The 15583-nt window shown below is 45.0% G+C and carries 18 protein-coding genes; 11 read left to right on the forward strand and 7 right to left on the reverse strand.

Features of this window, described 5'->3' with window-relative positions:
• Window positions 1-46 precede the first annotated feature (46 nt).
• Both IMZ28_RS05920 and IMZ28_RS05925 read left to right on the forward strand, forming a co-directional pair.
• Window positions 47-799, forward strand: a complete 753-nt coding sequence (locus IMZ28_RS05920) for a hypothetical protein (protein ID WP_197547675.1) — start codon at window positions 47-49, stop codon at window positions 797-799.
• Window positions 800-808: 9 nt separating this feature from the next.
• Window positions 809-1627: an HAD hydrolase family protein gene (locus tag IMZ28_RS05925; RefSeq protein WP_197547676.1), complete on the forward strand. Its 819-nt coding sequence runs from the start codon at window positions 809-811 to the stop codon at window positions 1625-1627.
• 11 nt (window positions 1628-1638) lie between these two features.
• Here IMZ28_RS05925 and murU read toward each other — a convergent pair whose 3' ends face one another.
• Window positions 1639-2310, reverse strand: coding sequence for an N-acetylmuramate alpha-1-phosphate uridylyltransferase MurU (murU, locus tag IMZ28_RS05930; RefSeq protein WP_197547677.1), 672 nt, complete (start codon window positions 2308-2310; stop codon window positions 1639-1641).
• Window positions 2311-2462: 152 nt separating this feature from the next.
• Here murU and IMZ28_RS05935 point away from each other — a divergent pair, with 152 nt between their 5' ends.
• The 6 genes from IMZ28_RS05935 to IMZ28_RS05960 are packed head-to-tail and all read left to right on the forward strand — an operon-like array spanning window position 2463 to window position 6833.
• A complete protein-coding gene (locus IMZ28_RS05935) occupies window positions 2463-2870 on the forward strand; it encodes a DUF1924 domain-containing protein (protein WP_197547678.1) in 408 nt (135 codons plus the stop codon).
• A 23-nt stretch (window positions 2871-2893) separates the two neighbouring features.
• A complete protein-coding gene (locus tag IMZ28_RS05940; RefSeq protein ID WP_197547679.1) occupies window positions 2894-3430 on the forward strand; it encodes a diheme cytochrome c in 537 nt (178 codons plus the stop codon).
• Window positions 3431-3440: 10 nt separating this feature from the next.
• Window positions 3441-4553, forward strand: coding sequence for a cytochrome b/b6 domain-containing protein (locus IMZ28_RS10985; protein ID WP_232087423.1), 1113 nt, complete (start codon window positions 3441-3443; stop codon window positions 4551-4553).
• 1 nt (window position 4554) lies between these two features.
• Complete coding sequence (locus tag IMZ28_RS05950; protein ID WP_197547680.1) at window positions 4555-4956, forward strand: Spy/CpxP family protein refolding chaperone; 402 nt, start codon at window positions 4555-4557, stop codon at window positions 4954-4956.
• Window positions 4949-5620 (forward strand): response regulator transcription factor, encoded by a 672-nt coding sequence (locus tag IMZ28_RS05955; RefSeq protein ID WP_197547681.1) that lies wholly within the window; start codon window positions 4949-4951, stop codon window positions 5618-5620. Before IMZ28_RS05950 ends, IMZ28_RS05955 begins: the two co-directional genes overlap by 8 nt.
• Window positions 5621-5624: 4 nt before the next feature.
• Entirely contained in the window at window positions 5625-6833 is a 1209-nt protein-coding gene (locus IMZ28_RS05960) for an ArsS family sensor histidine kinase (RefSeq protein WP_197547682.1), read from the forward strand.
• Here IMZ28_RS05960 and IMZ28_RS05965 read toward each other — a convergent pair.
• Both IMZ28_RS05965 and IMZ28_RS05970 read right to left on the reverse strand, forming a co-directional pair.
• A complete protein-coding gene (locus IMZ28_RS05965; protein WP_197547683.1) occupies window positions 6818-7762 on the reverse strand; it encodes an aminoglycoside phosphotransferase family protein in 945 nt (314 codons plus the stop codon). The genes IMZ28_RS05960 and IMZ28_RS05965 overlap by 16 nt on opposite strands.
• On the reverse strand, window positions 7759-8838 hold the full coding sequence (locus IMZ28_RS05970; protein ID WP_197547684.1) for an anhydro-N-acetylmuramic acid kinase: 1080 nt from the start codon (window positions 8836-8838) through the stop codon (window positions 7759-7761). The genes IMZ28_RS05965 and IMZ28_RS05970 overlap by 4 nt, the downstream gene beginning before the upstream one ends.
• 141 nt (window positions 8839-8979) lie before the next feature.
• Between IMZ28_RS05970 and IMZ28_RS05975 the strand changes: the two genes are divergently transcribed.
• The 3 genes from IMZ28_RS05975 to IMZ28_RS05985 all read left to right on the forward strand — a co-directional run bounded on the left by IMZ28_RS05975 (window position 8980) and on the right by IMZ28_RS05985 (window position 12393).
• Window positions 8980-9534: a hypothetical protein gene (locus IMZ28_RS05975; RefSeq protein WP_197547685.1), complete on the forward strand. Its 555-nt coding sequence runs from the start codon at window positions 8980-8982 to the stop codon at window positions 9532-9534.
• 228 nt (window positions 9535-9762) lie between these two features.
• Window positions 9763-11139 (forward strand): DUF4832 domain-containing protein, encoded by a 1377-nt coding sequence (locus IMZ28_RS05980; RefSeq protein ID WP_197547686.1) that lies wholly within the window; start codon window positions 9763-9765, stop codon window positions 11137-11139.
• A 168-nt stretch (window positions 11140-11307) separates the two neighbouring features.
• The gene (locus tag IMZ28_RS05985; RefSeq protein WP_197547687.1) at window positions 11308-12393 is read left to right on the forward strand and encodes a S1C family serine protease; all 1086 of its coding nucleotides are present in this window, start codon (window positions 11308-11310) and stop codon (window positions 12391-12393) included.
• A gap of 2 nt (window positions 12394-12395) precedes the next feature.
• On the opposite strand, the gene IMZ28_RS05990 is transcribed toward IMZ28_RS05985, so the two are convergent.
• The 4 genes from IMZ28_RS05990 to IMZ28_RS06005 are packed head-to-tail and all read right to left on the reverse strand — an operon-like array spanning window position 12396 to window position 15495.
• Window positions 12396-13904, reverse strand: coding sequence for a sodium:solute symporter (locus IMZ28_RS05990; protein ID WP_197547688.1), 1509 nt, complete (start codon window positions 13902-13904; stop codon window positions 12396-12398).
• The gene (locus tag IMZ28_RS05995) at window positions 13905-14621 is read right to left on the reverse strand and encodes an N-acetylmuramoyl-L-alanine amidase (RefSeq protein ID WP_197547689.1); all 717 of its coding nucleotides are present in this window, start codon (window positions 14619-14621) and stop codon (window positions 13905-13907) included.
• Window positions 14622-14648: 27 nt separating this feature from the next.
• Window positions 14649-15200 (reverse strand): hypothetical protein, encoded by a 552-nt coding sequence (locus IMZ28_RS06000; protein WP_197547690.1) that lies wholly within the window; start codon window positions 15198-15200, stop codon window positions 14649-14651.
• Window positions 15187-15495 (reverse strand): AtpZ/AtpI family protein, encoded by a 309-nt coding sequence (locus IMZ28_RS06005; protein ID WP_197547691.1) that lies wholly within the window; start codon window positions 15493-15495, stop codon window positions 15187-15189. The genes IMZ28_RS06000 and IMZ28_RS06005 overlap by 14 nt, the downstream gene beginning before the upstream one ends.
• Window positions 15496-15583: the final 88 nt, after the last annotated feature.

Genomic DNA, 15583 nt, shown 5'->3' on the forward strand with positions numbered 1-15583 from the left:
CCGCAAAGATCCAAAATAAGCTCTCACCTATGGTATAATCCCACTTATGAAAAAGATATTGCTATCCATCCTTTTATCGACCCTTCTCTTTGCAGCAACCCCTGAACAGGTAGACCGCTATCTAAGCATCTCCAATGCCGATGAACAGCTTGTGGAGCTTGAGACACAGTTTAGCCGTATGCAGACCAACCTGAACAGTATCAGCAAAGAGGAGGATACCCAAAGCTACGATATGCAGCTTCTTTCCATCCGCTTCAAAGAGTATCTGCAGAAACACCTCAGTGAAGATGAGATGGATGAGATACTTAATCTCTATAAAAATGTCATACTCCTACAGTTCGTCTCTGCCACTGCTGAAGAGGTATCCGATCCCAAAGAGGCAGAAGCCTATGTAAAAAAGCTAGAAACAGACCCTGAGTCACATATGCGCATTGAGCTTGTTAAAAAGATCTCTCATGAAATGTATGACAAAGAGTCAATGGTACTGATGTTCGATAATCTTATGAAGCCCCTGCTGGAAAATGCACAGGGAGGTGACAAGCTTGACCCTGAAATGCTCAAAAAGAGCCGTGAAGCGTACGTCAAACGTATGATCGAAGAGACAGAGAACGAAACACTCTATGCAACCAGAGACTTTACCTTCGAAGAACTCGAAGCACTTGAAAAGATCGCCAGAGAGCCGGTCATTGATAAAGAGAGCAAAGCTGTATTTGGTGCAACTGCCTACGCTCTTGAAGAGTTCTTTCTCTCTCTTGCCAAGCGCTATGATATAAAAAAACATCAACCGGGCAACCACTAAAGAGCATTTATGAAACCTATCTATATTACCGACCTCGACCATACCTTTTTGCGCTCAGATCTGAGTCTCAGTCCTTTCAGTATAGAGACATGGAACCAAAAAGCCCGAGACGCCCTCATGGGTGTAGCCACTGCACGCAGTTTCAGCAAGTCTAAAGAGCTGCTTGAGAAGCTTCACATCAATGCTCCCATGATACTGCTGGACGGTTCCATCATTGTTACACCCCAAAGAGAGCTAATTGATATGAAAACACTGGGCAAAGAGATGGGCGACGCCATTGTCGAAGTAGGCTTGCAGTATGATATCGATCCGTTCATCATAGGGGTAAAAGACAACGATCTTAATGAAGCTTTTCTCTACCCACGCAAGCTCAATGACTACCAGAAAGAGGTACTCAAAGGCTACAAAGATGACCCGCGTATGCAGTTTAACCCGGACAATAGAACGATGGAAAAGAATCTCAAGATCGTCTACTTTGGCTACGAAGATCAGCTAAGCCCTCTCTATGAGGCAATTAAACATACATTCGGTAAAGAGATAGAAGCAAAGCTCTCTCCTGAAAAATACGGCGGCGGATGGTTTTTGACCCTGCTTCATCCTGAAGGTGACAAGTCACACGCTCTTTCCAAAGTCATCGACTATCTTGGACAAGACCCCTCCGATGTTACGGTTTTTGGTGACTCAGTCAATGATGTGGGTATGTTCAAGCTCGCCGGTACCTCTGTAGCTGTCTCCAATGCGCTTGATGAAGTGAAAGCTCTGGCCGATGTAGTACTGCCTCACAGCAACGATGAGGACGGGGTAGCCAAATATCTGAACAGTCTGTGAAACGGAACAGGTCAATACCTGTTTATCAGTCCCATATTTAAATGCTCCAGCCTCTCAGGTGTACCTATGTCATGCCACTCTCCCCTATACAGCTCTCCTGTCACCTTTCCCTCCCGCATTGCTTCACGCAGCAGCGGTGCAAGCATACTTTTACCGTAGGGTACATCTTCAAAAAATTTGGGAGAATAGTAGCCAATGCCCGAAAAGGTATATTCAGGAGTGTTCACCACCTTTCCATCCAGCAGTGAAAAATCTCCTTTGGGGTTATGCTCCGGGTTAGGCACCAGAATGAGATGGGCAGAAATCCCTTCAGCAAGTCTGAAAGAAGCATCAAAGTCGTAATCTGTCCAGACATCACCGTTAACGACAAGAAAAGGATCGCTCTCTTCTAACTGCTCCAGTGCCTTGACGATCCCGCCTGCACTCTCCAGACCACCCTCTTCCTGCTCATCAGAGTAGATGATCTGCAATCCCCAGTCAGAGCCGTCACCTAGTGCCTGTGGTATTTTCCAGCCAAGATGGGCAATATTAATGACCACTTCTTTGAAACCGTAGTGTGCCAGCTTCTCCAGATGCCATACAATAAGCGGAATACCGCCCACTTCAAGCAGTGGCTTCGGTGTTCTCTCTGTCAGCGGACGCATTCGTGTACCAAGCCCGGCAGCGAGTATCATGGCTTTCATTTGCTCTCCTCATTCTATTTTCTTAATGGTACTTTGAAAATCCTTTAAAGCCGATCTAAAACTGTCAAGAGATCATCAAGAAAACACCTCTACCCCTCTTGACAATAGTACGTCACAATAACAGAGTAAGATAGCACACAATGGAGGCAAACATGAAACGAGAACTGATCGTACTTGCATATTTGGCAGGTACACTGGCATATGGCGGAACGGTAGATGACTACATACAGAACCTTGCTGCACAGGCAAAAAAGCAGAATCCTTCATTTGACGGATTCAGTGCCAAGAGAGGCAAAAATATCTACTTCTCCAAACATATTGGCAAAAGAGGCAAAGAGATCTCATGTGCAAGCTGCCATACGAATGATCCCAAACAGCCTGGTGAGAATATCTTTACAGGTAAAAAGATCAAACCACTCTCCCCATCGGTCAATCCCAAACGGTTCACTGATGTAAAAAAGATAAAAAAATGGCTTAGACGCAATTTCAAAGATGTCTACAGACGTGAAGGCAGCGCCACGGAAAAAGGCGATATCCTTCTTTTTATGCGATCAAACTAAAAAATATATAACAGGAGTCAATCATGAAAACAATCATTACAACCATCACAACAGCCCTTCTCATAGGAACCGTTACACTCTATGGAGACGGTGACAGAAAGAAGAAACAACCCTATATGCCCGAGACAGGCAAAGCTGCCGAACTCTACAAAACAGAGTGCGGTGCCTGTCACATGGCTTATCAGCCGGAATTTCTTCCCAAACGTTCATGGGAGAAGATGATGCGTACACTTTCAGAGCACTTCGATACCGATGCAACACTTGATAGAGAGGAGTACCGTACGATACAAGCATACCTCTTGCGAAATGCATCCGATGCCAAACCGGTATATGGTGACACAGGAAAGATCGCACGCAGTATCAGAGCTGAGCAAACCCCTTTGCGTATCAGCCAAACGCGCTACTTCAGAAAAGAGCACAGAGAGATACCGAAACGGCTGATCGTACAAAAAGAGGTAAGGAGCATCGCCAACTGTACCGCCTGCCATACCAAAGCCGAAAAAGGTGACTACAGTGAACGTGCTATCTTCATACCCAACTACGGGAAATGGGATGATTAGGGGGTGAGATATGAGAACCTATATCTGGACACTTCCCACACGCATCTTCCACTGGATGCTTGTACTCTACATACTGTTCATGTTTATCACTTCCGAAGAGGAGAACCTGCTTGACTACCATGCCGCATTCGGTTACGGTGTCTTGGTCCTGATACTCTTCAGGCTCTTATGGGGCGTCATGGGGCCACGCTACAGCCGATTTTCCCAATGGCCTCTCTCCCTGAAAGAGGCGATCGGTTTTGTGCGTTCACTCCCCAATCCCCAAAAGTACTATCCCGGACACAATCCGGCTGCCTCCTTTGTAATGCTTGGGATCATACTTGTCATACTCCTAAGTGTTCTTAGCGGTGTATTTACTTACGGCATACAGGAGGGAAGAGGCCTGTTCTCATGGCTTAACAGCACATTTTTTAAAGAGATGGAGCTTTTTGAGGAGATACATGAGTTCTTTTCAACACTGCTGCTGCTGCTTATCACTGCTCACCTTGGAGGTGTTGCCGCCGATCGCATCATGCACAAAGAGAGTGGTACCCTCTACTCCATATTTGGCGGATACAAACAGATAGATGCCCCTCCTGCAAAGCTTACGGGAGTGCAAAAAGCCGTAGCATGGCTCTTTCTTCTAAGTGCCTTGGTTATACCGTTTTATCTGCTCTTGTCGGATACACCTTTGACACAAAGCCGATACAGTGCAGTCCACTATGAAAAGGAACATCAACTCTTTGTCGAGGAGTGCGCATCGTGCCATACGCTCTATGCCCCCTACCTGCTGCCAAAACGCTCATGGAAGAAGCTCATGGCGAACCTTGCGGATCACTTCGGAGATGACGCTTCACTTGATGAGACGGACAGACGCTCTGTTGAAGCCTATCTGCTGGCAAATAGTGCAGAGAGTTCCACCAAAGAGGCGGCCCACTATATCCTGAATTCTGTTAAGAACATAAAAAAGGATATAATAGCCATAAGTGAATCACCCTATTGGCGTGATAAGCACGCTTCGCTTGACAAGGCGCTGTTTGACTCCCCAAAGGTAAAGAGCAAAGCCAACTGCAAAGCGTGTCACCGCCGATTTGAAAACGGCATCATAGAAGATGCGCTGATATCACTGCCCAAAGGAGTCTAAAATGCGTATGGTGCTTGCGGCAATGCTCTTGTCCAGTCTGCTTTTTTGTGATCATGATGCGTATGAGTATAATGAAGAGGGAAGAAAGAGTGTCCACATGCCTTACGATATGCACTACCTTGACCTCTCATCAAGGCAGCAAAAGGAGATACGCCATCTGCTTGCATCAAGCAGAGAGAAACGCAAAAACCTGCACAAAAGAACTGAAGCGCTTGAACGCTCCCTCTCGGCACTCTTTGATCAGAAGTATTTTGACAAACAGGCATTCATTGAGCGCCAGCTTCAACTTAAAAAAGAGGCATTGCAGATCGAAGCAGATCTTCTCGAAGGGATACACAGCATTCTGACCGAGAAACAGCGCAAAAAATTTGTACACTATCTCAAGGAGTGGGAAATTGACTAAAAGCGTACTCCTCATCGAAGATGACCTGCAAATGCAGGAGCTTATCTGCAGTTATCTGAAAGATTTCGGCTATGCAACCAGCGCGTTTTCCAACCCCAAAGAGGCACTGGAACACTTCTATGCGAACCCAGAAGCCTACGATATAGTGATCCTTGATCTGATGCTGCCGCACATGGATGGTTTCGATGTCTGCAAAAAGATCAAAGCCTGCCATGACATACCCGTCATCATCTCCTCGGCACGTGGAGATATCGGCAACAAGATACACGGCTATGAACTCGGCATCGACGACTATCTTGCCAAACCTTATGAGCCAAGAGAGCTTATTTTACGCATAGAAGCCGTATTGCGGAGGCTTGGACGTACGGAGAAGTTCACTGTTGGTGACATTTCCATAGATACAAGAAACAAAGAGGTAAGTGTAGAGGGGTATAGTGTCTCTTTGACCAAAGTGGAAATGGATATCTTTCTCTATCTGCTTCAGGAACGAGGCCATGCCGTCTCCAGAGAGCAGCTGACCGCAGCCGCCTCTTTGCCGCCTGAGACCAAGAACAGGACGATAGATATGCACATCAGCAACATACGGCATAAGATAGGCGATGATCCGAAACATCCCAAATATATCCGCTCACTCTGGGGGATAGGATACAAATTTATAGGATAATATCATGTCCATACGTACGAAGATCACCCTGCTTTTTCTCACAAGTCTTCTGCTTATGAGCGGTATGACCTACTGGGTACAGACACAGACTGCACAGAAAAACCGTACCATTCTCACAGAGAGGTATCTGCGTGCAGCCAAAACGCTCCTCTCCCCCATCATCAAAGGCGACAGCCGCAAACTCGAAGCCAAGCTTGACGAGTTGGGAATGCAGCGGGTAGAGATCAGGAAGGATACCCAGGCAGCCTCTATACTCTACCGTCAGCCGCTCAGCTACGGCGAGATCGTAATCTTTGCGGTACAGGGGAATATCTACCTCTCTCTTGCCTATCTTGATGAAACGCTTACACTCTATGATACGCTTCAGCAGGAGAGCCGACAGGAACAGCATATTACCTATCTCTTCTTTGCTCTGGATATCGGGCTGCTTCTGCTCATTTACCTTTTGGTTCTCACCATACTCTCACCACTGAAGCACCTCAGTCGGACAATGAAGCATTTCAGCCACGGCGATCTGGATGTCCGCTCAAAACTGACCGGAAAAGATGAAATAGCCGAACTCTCAGAAAGCTTTAACTTGATGGCCAAAAGACTGCAACATGCACTCAATGCCAAAGAGGAGCTGCTTCGGGAAGTGGGACATGAGCTTAAAACCCCTATCGCAAAAGGTAAATTCGCCCTTGAAGGCATAAACGAAAGCCACTCCAAAACAGTCATTAAAGAGGCATTTAACGATCTCGATACCCTCACCTCTGCCATATTGCATCAAAAGCGCATCGATGAGGAGAAGATGTATATAGAGAAGTTCAAAGCTTCCACACTCATTACACGGACACTCTCCAAACTCACCCTTAATGAAGAAGATGTCCATATTGTCATAGAGGATTTTGAGATCTCGGCAGATCTGCACTATATGAGCATGGCCCTGAAGAATCTTGTAGAGAATGCTCTTAAATATACCCATACCCTGCCTATAGAGATCAGAGCCTCCGATACCTGCATCCATATCATCAGCTGTGCCGAAGCGCTTGATAGACCGCTGGCATACTATACACAACCCTTTACACGGGCTGCAAACGATAAAAAAGGCTATGGACTGGGACTGAATATCACCCAGAAGATCCTGGACAGACACGGGTTTTCACTGCACTACACACATTCTGACGGCAGAAATGATTTTGTGATCTGTTTTGAACACTACAGTTCAAACTGATCTAAGAGTGCCGTCAAAGCGTGTGTCTGCAGATATTTTCCGCCTACCTCTTTAATATATTTCAACGTCAAAGGGATATCCTTTAAATACCATTCTTTACCGTCACGCAGGGCAAGACGCGCAAAGATCCCCAGTATCTTGATATGCCGCTGCAGACCCGTAAAGTCAAACCACTTCATAAAGGTCTCATCATCGACATCAAGCCCCTTGATATCTCTAAAATAGAGTGCAAGACGCTCTACCTCTGCAGCATCAAGCTCCACATAGACATCACGCAGGAGCGAGACAGGATCGTATGTCACCGCTCCCGCTCTGGCATCCTGAAAATCAATAACAACGATCTTGTCACTACAGTCAAACATCAAGTTTCGTGAATGAAAGTCACGGTGTACAAAAAATCCCTGAGGCTGTTCCAGTACAACATCTGCGATCTTTTCAAATGTCTCTTCAAGTACCGTTTTCTGGTCAGGGGAAAGAGATAACCCCAGATATTTATCCAGATACCACTCCTGCATCAAACTCATCTCTGCAAGCAGAAAATCCCTGTCGTAATCAGGCAGTCCGTCCGTATCTGTATATTGCATTTTAACGATCGTATCGATCGCCTGCGGATAGTAATGGATGCCCTCTTCTTCAATGACATCATAAAAGTGGCGATCACCCATATCTTCCATAAAAACAAATCCCTGCTCCAGGTCAAAAGCATTGACCTTGGGAGTTCTAACCTCTGCCTCATAGAGCCTGTGGCCAATGTCGACAAAAGGTTTGACCGACTCAGGCTGTGCGGATGCGTCCATGATGATACCGCTGTGAAAACTCTCCTCTATGCGATAGTACTTTCGCAAACTCGCATCACCTGTCAGTGGTTTGAGTTCTGCTTCTATCCCGTAGCGCTCCAGCCACTCTTCCAATACTTCATTGCTGCTCATTGGTAGATCCCTCCCAATATGGTGTTTTGTACTGCTCCTGTTACATCTTTCAGTTCAACCGTTTCATTATGTATACGCTTATAGGCAAGCCATGCCATCATCATTGCCTCCAGCGCATCTGCATGCTCCATGATACCTACCTGAATGTTCGGCATCAGCGCGGCAATACGTTCAACCAGAAAGCTGTTCCTTGCACCGCCGCCGCAGAGCATCAGAATGTCAGGGTTGAACCTCAGTACTTCGTTACTTATGCTTAGTGCAGTGAGTTCAAGAAGCGTACGTTGGACAGAAGAAGCACTGAGTACTGAACATTGTGCGTCAAGATGAGCCTGAAGCCATTTTTCGTTGAACCTCTCCCGTCCGGTACTTTTGGGGGAAGGCTGGTGAAAGTAGTTATCCTGCATCATTCTATCAAGCAGTTTGTAGTCCACTTTTCCCTCTCTTGCCCAGTTACCGTCTTTGTCATAAGGCAGATCTCTATGTTTGCCTATCCATGCATCCATCAGCATATTCCCCGGTCCTGTATCGTATCCGACCAGGGGTTCCTGTACTATGGTAATGTTAGCAATACCACCGAGGTTCACAACCGCGATCCTATTTCCAATATTTTTAAATATAAACTTATGGAAGGCCGGTGCCAGCGGTGCACCGCTGCCTCCAAATGCCATATCTTTACGTCTAAAATCGGCAACTGTGGGAATACCGGTACGTGCTGCAACAATGTTGGGATCACCAAGCTGCATGGTGAACGCCCTGTCACTCTCAGGCTCATGCCAGAGTGTCTGTCCATGCAGTCCGATGGCCGTGACTATTTCGGGGTCTATATTCACTTTATTCAAAAAGGTGTTGACCGCATCAGCAAAAAGAAGTGCAATTTCATGGTCAACTTCACCTATTTTGGCTATGGGTACGGTATTTTCTATGCATGAGAGTATCTCTGTTTTAAGGCTCTTTGGAAATGTGTGCTCATAACTTTCGAGCAGACGGCACTTGTCAGCATCTACCTGACAGAATACCACATCGATCCCATCCATAGAGGTACCGGACATCACACCGATAAAAAACTCACTCTTCATAAAAGCCTTTCCGTAGCAAAGTTCCCAAATGGTACACAAATAGCTCTTAAAAGCAAAACTTCACAATTTCTCTACAATCTCATCACAAATCTTCCACGAATTATCTTTACAATACTTTATCTTAATTTAAAGGAGTCAATCATGACAAAAAGTACTTTGAAACATTTCATAATAGGTATTCTTCTCTTAGCTGTTACACAGTCACTGACAGCAGAATCTTCCATGCAAAAAGCAAATATCCATCAACTGGATCGAAGTATGACCAAACATAAAGCGCGAAAACGTACTTTCAGAAACAAAGAGGAGTATCAAAAAGATAAAAAACATCTTCGAAACAAGACCATACAGCACTCAAAAAGAGGCAACTATACAGAATATGGAAAAGATGACTACAAGGAGAGATACAGATATAGTCGTCATGCCAACCCGTTCAGTATGCATCAACATCGTATTCATGCAAAAGCATACAGGGATTTTAAACGCGGATGGGTATTGGCATACAAATATGACAGAGCAGGTTTTTATGATCGTGACGGATTTTACTACGGCTACTTTAACCGGTACGGGTTTTTCTTTGACGGAAACTTCTATCGTTACGACCGCTACTACACCTATCGTGACAGAGTCAGAGGCAGGGGTATTTTTGACTACTATTTCTACCGTCCTGCCGACTGGGAATACTACGGGTTTTATTAATGCTCTTTGGTCAAACCAAAATGTTTTTAAAAGGGTGAATGTACTTTTCATGCTATAATCTCACTATTACGATCATGCCTTGGCGTTGTCAGATAATTTGTCTTAAGGATGTTTTCCAGTCATTCTGAGGTTTACCACAGGTTATTTGATGATGCCTGGCAAGTATGGTCTGTGCTGTCTAACAGATATTCCCGGATCATATGAAGATTGGACAAAAGAGAGGAAAAAATGTCATTAAAACTCTATGGAGGGATGTTTCTGCTTCTGCTGTTGGCAGGTTGCGGAGGAGGCAGCGAGAGTATGGGAGAGGAGATCTATCCTCCACTCACAATTACCTTTACCGAGCAGAGCAGTGTCAATGTGGAGAATCCTGACAGAGGTTTTTATGATGCGGACTATGCCCTTGAGCTGAATGTCAGCTATAATAGATTTGCTGCAGCATATTCAGAGGGCTATAGACTGGTCTATGCGCCACTGAATCTCGAAGAGTATAATGAAACTGTCACTCTTCCGGCATCACTGACAGATACTGTAGCACAAAACCTGCATGATGCCAACAACAGCGGCGTAAAACTGATACTCCGGCTGAAATACCGCTCATCTCTCAATGGGAACGACCCTTCAAAAGAGATCATTCTGGCGCATATGGAGCAGCTTAAGCCGCTGTTTCAATCTTATAGCAGTGTCATTTCTGTTGTTCAGGCAGGAACTATCGGTGCATGGGGGGAGTGGCACAGTTTTACCGGGGATTTTGCCGAGGATAATCCCGACTACCGGACAAATAGAAGAGCTATCATAGAGAAACTGACCGAAATATTCCCTGACAAATATATTCAGATACGTACCCCGATGCATAAAGAGCTGCTTTTTGGCTCTTCAGTAGTATATGGCGATGAGAACGATACAGGAAAGATCACACCTGAAATTGCATACAGCAGTGATATCCGTGCAAAGACAGGACATCACAATGACTGTTTTCTTTCAAACGAGACCGATATGGGAACCTACACCTCCGACAATACAGCGTTTTGGAAGCAATATGTCCAAAATGATTCAAAGTATGCTCCTTTAGGCGGTGAGACATGCGGCATCGGTGTGGGAGAAGATGCTGCACTCTCTGACTGCAGCAATGCGGTGGCAGCACTCAAAAGCATGCACTATGCCTATCTGAACAGTGCCTATCACCCGGATGTACTTCAAAAATGGAAAGATCAGGGATGCTACCAGACCATCAATGAAAACCTGGGCTACAGACTGGTTGCCGGATCATTGACAATCACACAAAGTCCAAAAGAGCTTGCTCTTTCACTCAATATTGAGAACAAAGGCTATGCTGCCCCGTATGTTGCAGCAGATGTGGCATTTATACTCAAGAACAGCAGTTATAGCTATCGTTTTGAACAGAGTGTCGATATACGTACTTTTTATGCCTCCGAAGAAAATACGATACAAAGCACTCTCTCTTTGGAAAATATGGAAAAGGGAACATACTGCCTTTACCTTCAGATAGGCAGAGATCATAATGCCATACGACTCTCAAATACAGAGATATGGGATGAGGAGAGCAGAAGCAACAGACTTTACTGTACAGTTACGGTAGAGTAGGTTTTTATCCGTTTACATTTAAGATCACTGCCCATACTGTAGTTGAAACCGGCAATAGAGTATCATCATTTGGCAGCATTACCTGCCATTCTCTCTATTTTTTGATCATAGATCCCATTTGTTAACAAATTATTATAGCTTTTCATATATTATGGGTATATGGAAACAATGAAAAAATACAAATATTATACCCTTCTTTTTATTCTGGTTGCACTACTGCTTCTGACAAATACAGTAATGACTAACCTGAAGGAAAGCCGAGCACTCTCTTTCAGGAACACTGCTTTGACTACAGAGGAACAACAGGATATCTCTATTTTTGAAAATGTGAAGGACAGTGTTGTTTTTATCTCAATTCATCAACAGGTCATTGACTACTGGCGTATGAGTACACTTGATATACCGAAAGGATCAGGAAGTGGCTTTATATGGGACAGGAACGGACATATCGTTACCAACTACCATGTGATCATGAATGCCAATAAAGCCATTGTCACACTGAAAAACGGTAAAAGGTATCAGGCTTCTCTTGTAGGGGTTGCACCAAGCTATGATATAGCCGTATTGAAGATACAGCCCTTAAAGCAGTTACTCAAACCTCTTGAACTCGCTACAAGCAGAGATCTCAGAGTCGGACAGACCGTCTATGCTGTCGGTAATCCTTTTGGTCTTGACTGGACGATGACAAAAGGCATCATATCTGCACTTGAGAGAAGTATGTATGCAACAAACGGCATACCTATCAAACATATGATACAGACCGATGCTTCCATCAACCCCGGAAATTCAGGAGGACCGCTCCTTAACAGCCAGGGCAGGGTCATCGGAGTCAACAATATGATCTTGAGTCCCAGCGGTGCAAATGCAGGTATCGGTTTTTCCATCCCTATAGATACGGTGAAGAGAGTTGTCAATGCCATTATCGAAAAAGGTATCTATGTCAGACCATCTATCGGCATCAGTGTAGACAACAGACTCAATGAACTTTATCAGCGATACAGCGGCATGCACGGTGTGGTTGTAGCCGATGTCATTCCAGATACGTCTGCTGCAAAAAACAGACTGAGATCAACTTTTATAGACCCAAAGGGCTCCATAATATTCGGGGATGTAATTATCTCTGTAGATGCGCAGAGAACTGAAACACTTGAAGATCTCTACAGCATACTTGATGAGTACAAAAAAGGAGATACTGTAATACTTGAAGTTTTAAGGGACAACAAGAAGAAAAAGATAGAGATAGAACTGCAGTGATGCTATATTCTGTTTTTTCCCATCATCATGATCCCAAATGCTGCTACCGTCCCGGCAACGATCTGCCAGGCAAATCCCAGTTTGACACCTGTCATCCCTCCCAGTACATAGGGTTGAAGCAGCAGAACCGTTATAAAACCGCCAAGCAGTGCCAGTGTCACTGTGGTACTGTTGCCTCTTTGGGTAAAGATAGCGGCCCCGTACACACCCAGCAGCCCCGTATAGGCAAATGCCATCACACCTAGGGCGAAACTGAGCAGCGGCAGATCAGTGTAACGCTGCCAATAGTAGCTGAGCATTGCCATGAGGCTGAGCAACACGGCAAAGAAGAGTACCGCCATGCGCCCTGCTTTGACAAAGTGATGTTCATCAACCTGTGTTTTTTTCAGTTTCCACGGCTTGTAGAGATCTTCTACCGCTACCGAGGACATGGCCCCAAGTACAGAATTTGAACTTGATAATGCTGCGGCTACTGCCCCTACTGTTACAAGCCCCCGCATCCCTTCAGGCATCTCATGAAGGATGTAAGACATGAAAATAGTAATCTTCTCACCCTCGAATTTCTGCACTACTTCCCTGTTCATACCGGAGAGTTCAGGATGATGGTAGAAGAGGTAGAGCAGCAACCCGATACAAAGAAACAAAAAAGCCACTGGAATGGTCAGATAAATACTCATCATCAGTGACTTTTGTGCCTCTTTGGCATTTTTACAGCTTAAAGCTCTCTGGGTCATATCCTGGTCAAGCCCGTAGGCTGCAATATTGAGCAGCAGCCAGCCGCCCAGCAGCGCCCAGATACTGAAACCTCCGCTAAACGAAGTGTCGATCAATTTGAGTTTTTCATCTGCCTGAAGTGTATTGACAACAGTACCAAAGTCAGTGTTTAGTGAAACATACAGGTAGACCAGTACTGCTACCCCTGCCCCGATATAAGTAACTGCCTGAATGATATCAGAAAAAATAATCGACTTTACCCCGCCAAAATAGGCATATGCCAATGCTCCCAGCATCAAAATAACAATGGAAAGTGCCACATGCGGTGCGGAGATATCAAGAAAGAGTATCATTGAAATAGCGAGTGCACCGATATAAAGACGTGCACCGCTGGCAAAAAGCCGTCCCACAAGGAACATTACCCCAGCTTGCTTCTTTGCCCTGTTTCCGTAACGTTTCTCCAGCAGTTCATAGACCGTTACAGCATTAATTGCATAAAATTTTGGAATAAGGACTTTGGCAACGAACCATACCGCCAAAAATGCCGAAGCGTAAAACCCAAGAAAGGTCAGGTCTTTGGAGTAACTGTACTCCGGTCCACCCAGGAAAGTCGCGGCTGACTGTGATGTTGCCAGTACGGACATGGCCGCTGCAAACATCGGAACAGTGTTGCCACCTACAAAATAGTCACGGGAATTATGGATCTTTATACGTGAGAAGAGAACGCTTGTAAGGGCTAATACTAAAAAATATGTGCTAAAGACGAGCCAGTCTGTGTTACTGAATGCAGAGTGCATCTATTTGCCTTTTGGGGGCTCTTTGAGTCCAAGCCACTTCACACCGCTTCTGACCTCCTGCATGAACTTCTCACCCGGATCATACTTTACCGTTCGGTATCCTTTATCCTTTTCAAGCCACAAAGATGTCTGCTCCATCTGCCTGTACTCATGGTGCCCTATCAGGTACTCTATGGTCGGATATTTTTGCTTAAGGTATTTCACAAGTTCAATATTGGCTTGTACCTGTGCCGCTGTCAGATCATTGGCATCTTTTGCTACATTTTCCACACCGATGGCATAGTAGTTAAGTCCTATAACATGGCGTGCCATCCAGTTTTCCGGCATCAGCCGGTAGATCATACCGTTGCGGTCAACGAGAAAATGGGTAGAGACATTGAGTGCTGAAGCTTTGGCAATATCTTTGCGTCCACCGCGAAGGGTCTGTGGTTTAAGCGTATTGTAGGAGGCATCAAGCAAACCTATTGCAGTATAGTGAAGCACTACCACACGCGGCGTGATGGTAATATCATTAACCTCTTTACCGTAATGTTTGCCAATGTAAGCTTTGGTCAGTTCAATACGTATTTTACCAAAATCAATAGGCTTCTGAATGATTTGTATCTTGTTTTGTGACGGAGGGGCAATAGGTTTGGTCCGGCATTGGTCAATTTCCGGATTTGTCGCACAGGCAGTAAGTGTCAGGGCAGAAAAAAGGATCAGAAATGCTCTACTCATCATCAGGTTCCTTGTCAAATTATTGGTCTATTTTAGCGAATCTTCACTATAGACTGCTTTGTTGCGAACAAGCAGTGTAACGATGATCAACGGAGGCAGTCCGAGGGAAAAGAGATAGGAAGGCATATCCAGCAACCCGTGTCTGTTAAGATAGAGAAAGCCCAATACCAGTACAAAATAGGCACCGATACGATAAAGCGAAAGTGCCGCTTTGGTATCTTTCAGCACTTCAAAAAGGGAGCGTCTGTTTGCTTTAAAGCGTGCTTTCTCCTCTTTGATAGCAGCTCTGACATCCTCGACCGGCTCCTCTTTGATCTCTTCAGAGTAAAGATCATGCGGATCTTCAAGTTTATCAATGACATCTTTGTCGATATCTGTGGTAATGAGCTCATTTTCAACTCTGGCATCGACCATACGCCGATAGCTTTTCATAGAACCGATCATTACAAGTGTCGCTGAGAGAAAACCTATCTGGGTGTTAAGAAGGATATCCATCGTGAAAAATGCCGCCGAAACAAAAATAAGGAGACCATCTACAATAAGAAGTGTCCGGAGAATGTGTCTGTTAGTATTTGTCATCCTCGTCCTCTTCATCCTCTCTGATCTCTCTGCCGTGTCTGTAACGCGGATCTTTTGCCAGTTCATCAAGTGACTTTTTCTGCTTTTTATAAGCGATGTAGACATTGTTGACTGCTGCACCGATACCAATGAACACCCCTATCCAGAGTGACCATGCCGCACCTGTCCATGACTTGAGGACAAGACCGATACCTATACCGATGAGCACGGCAACGACCATGGATATGCCGAGACTCAATCCGTCAGCGGCATCAACTACCTTTTTAAATTTTGGTTCTTCGTTCTTCTTTTGCATTGTGATTCCCTTGAATATGAACTGAAAGTATATCAAAAAGAGTTAAGGACACTTCCAATGTACTATACTTTGGAAAGCATTTTAAAGG

It is taken from the genome of Sulfurovum indicum (assembly GCF_014931715.1).
Classification (GTDB): domain Bacteria; phylum Campylobacterota; class Campylobacteria; order Campylobacterales; family Sulfurovaceae; genus Sulfurovum; species Sulfurovum indicum.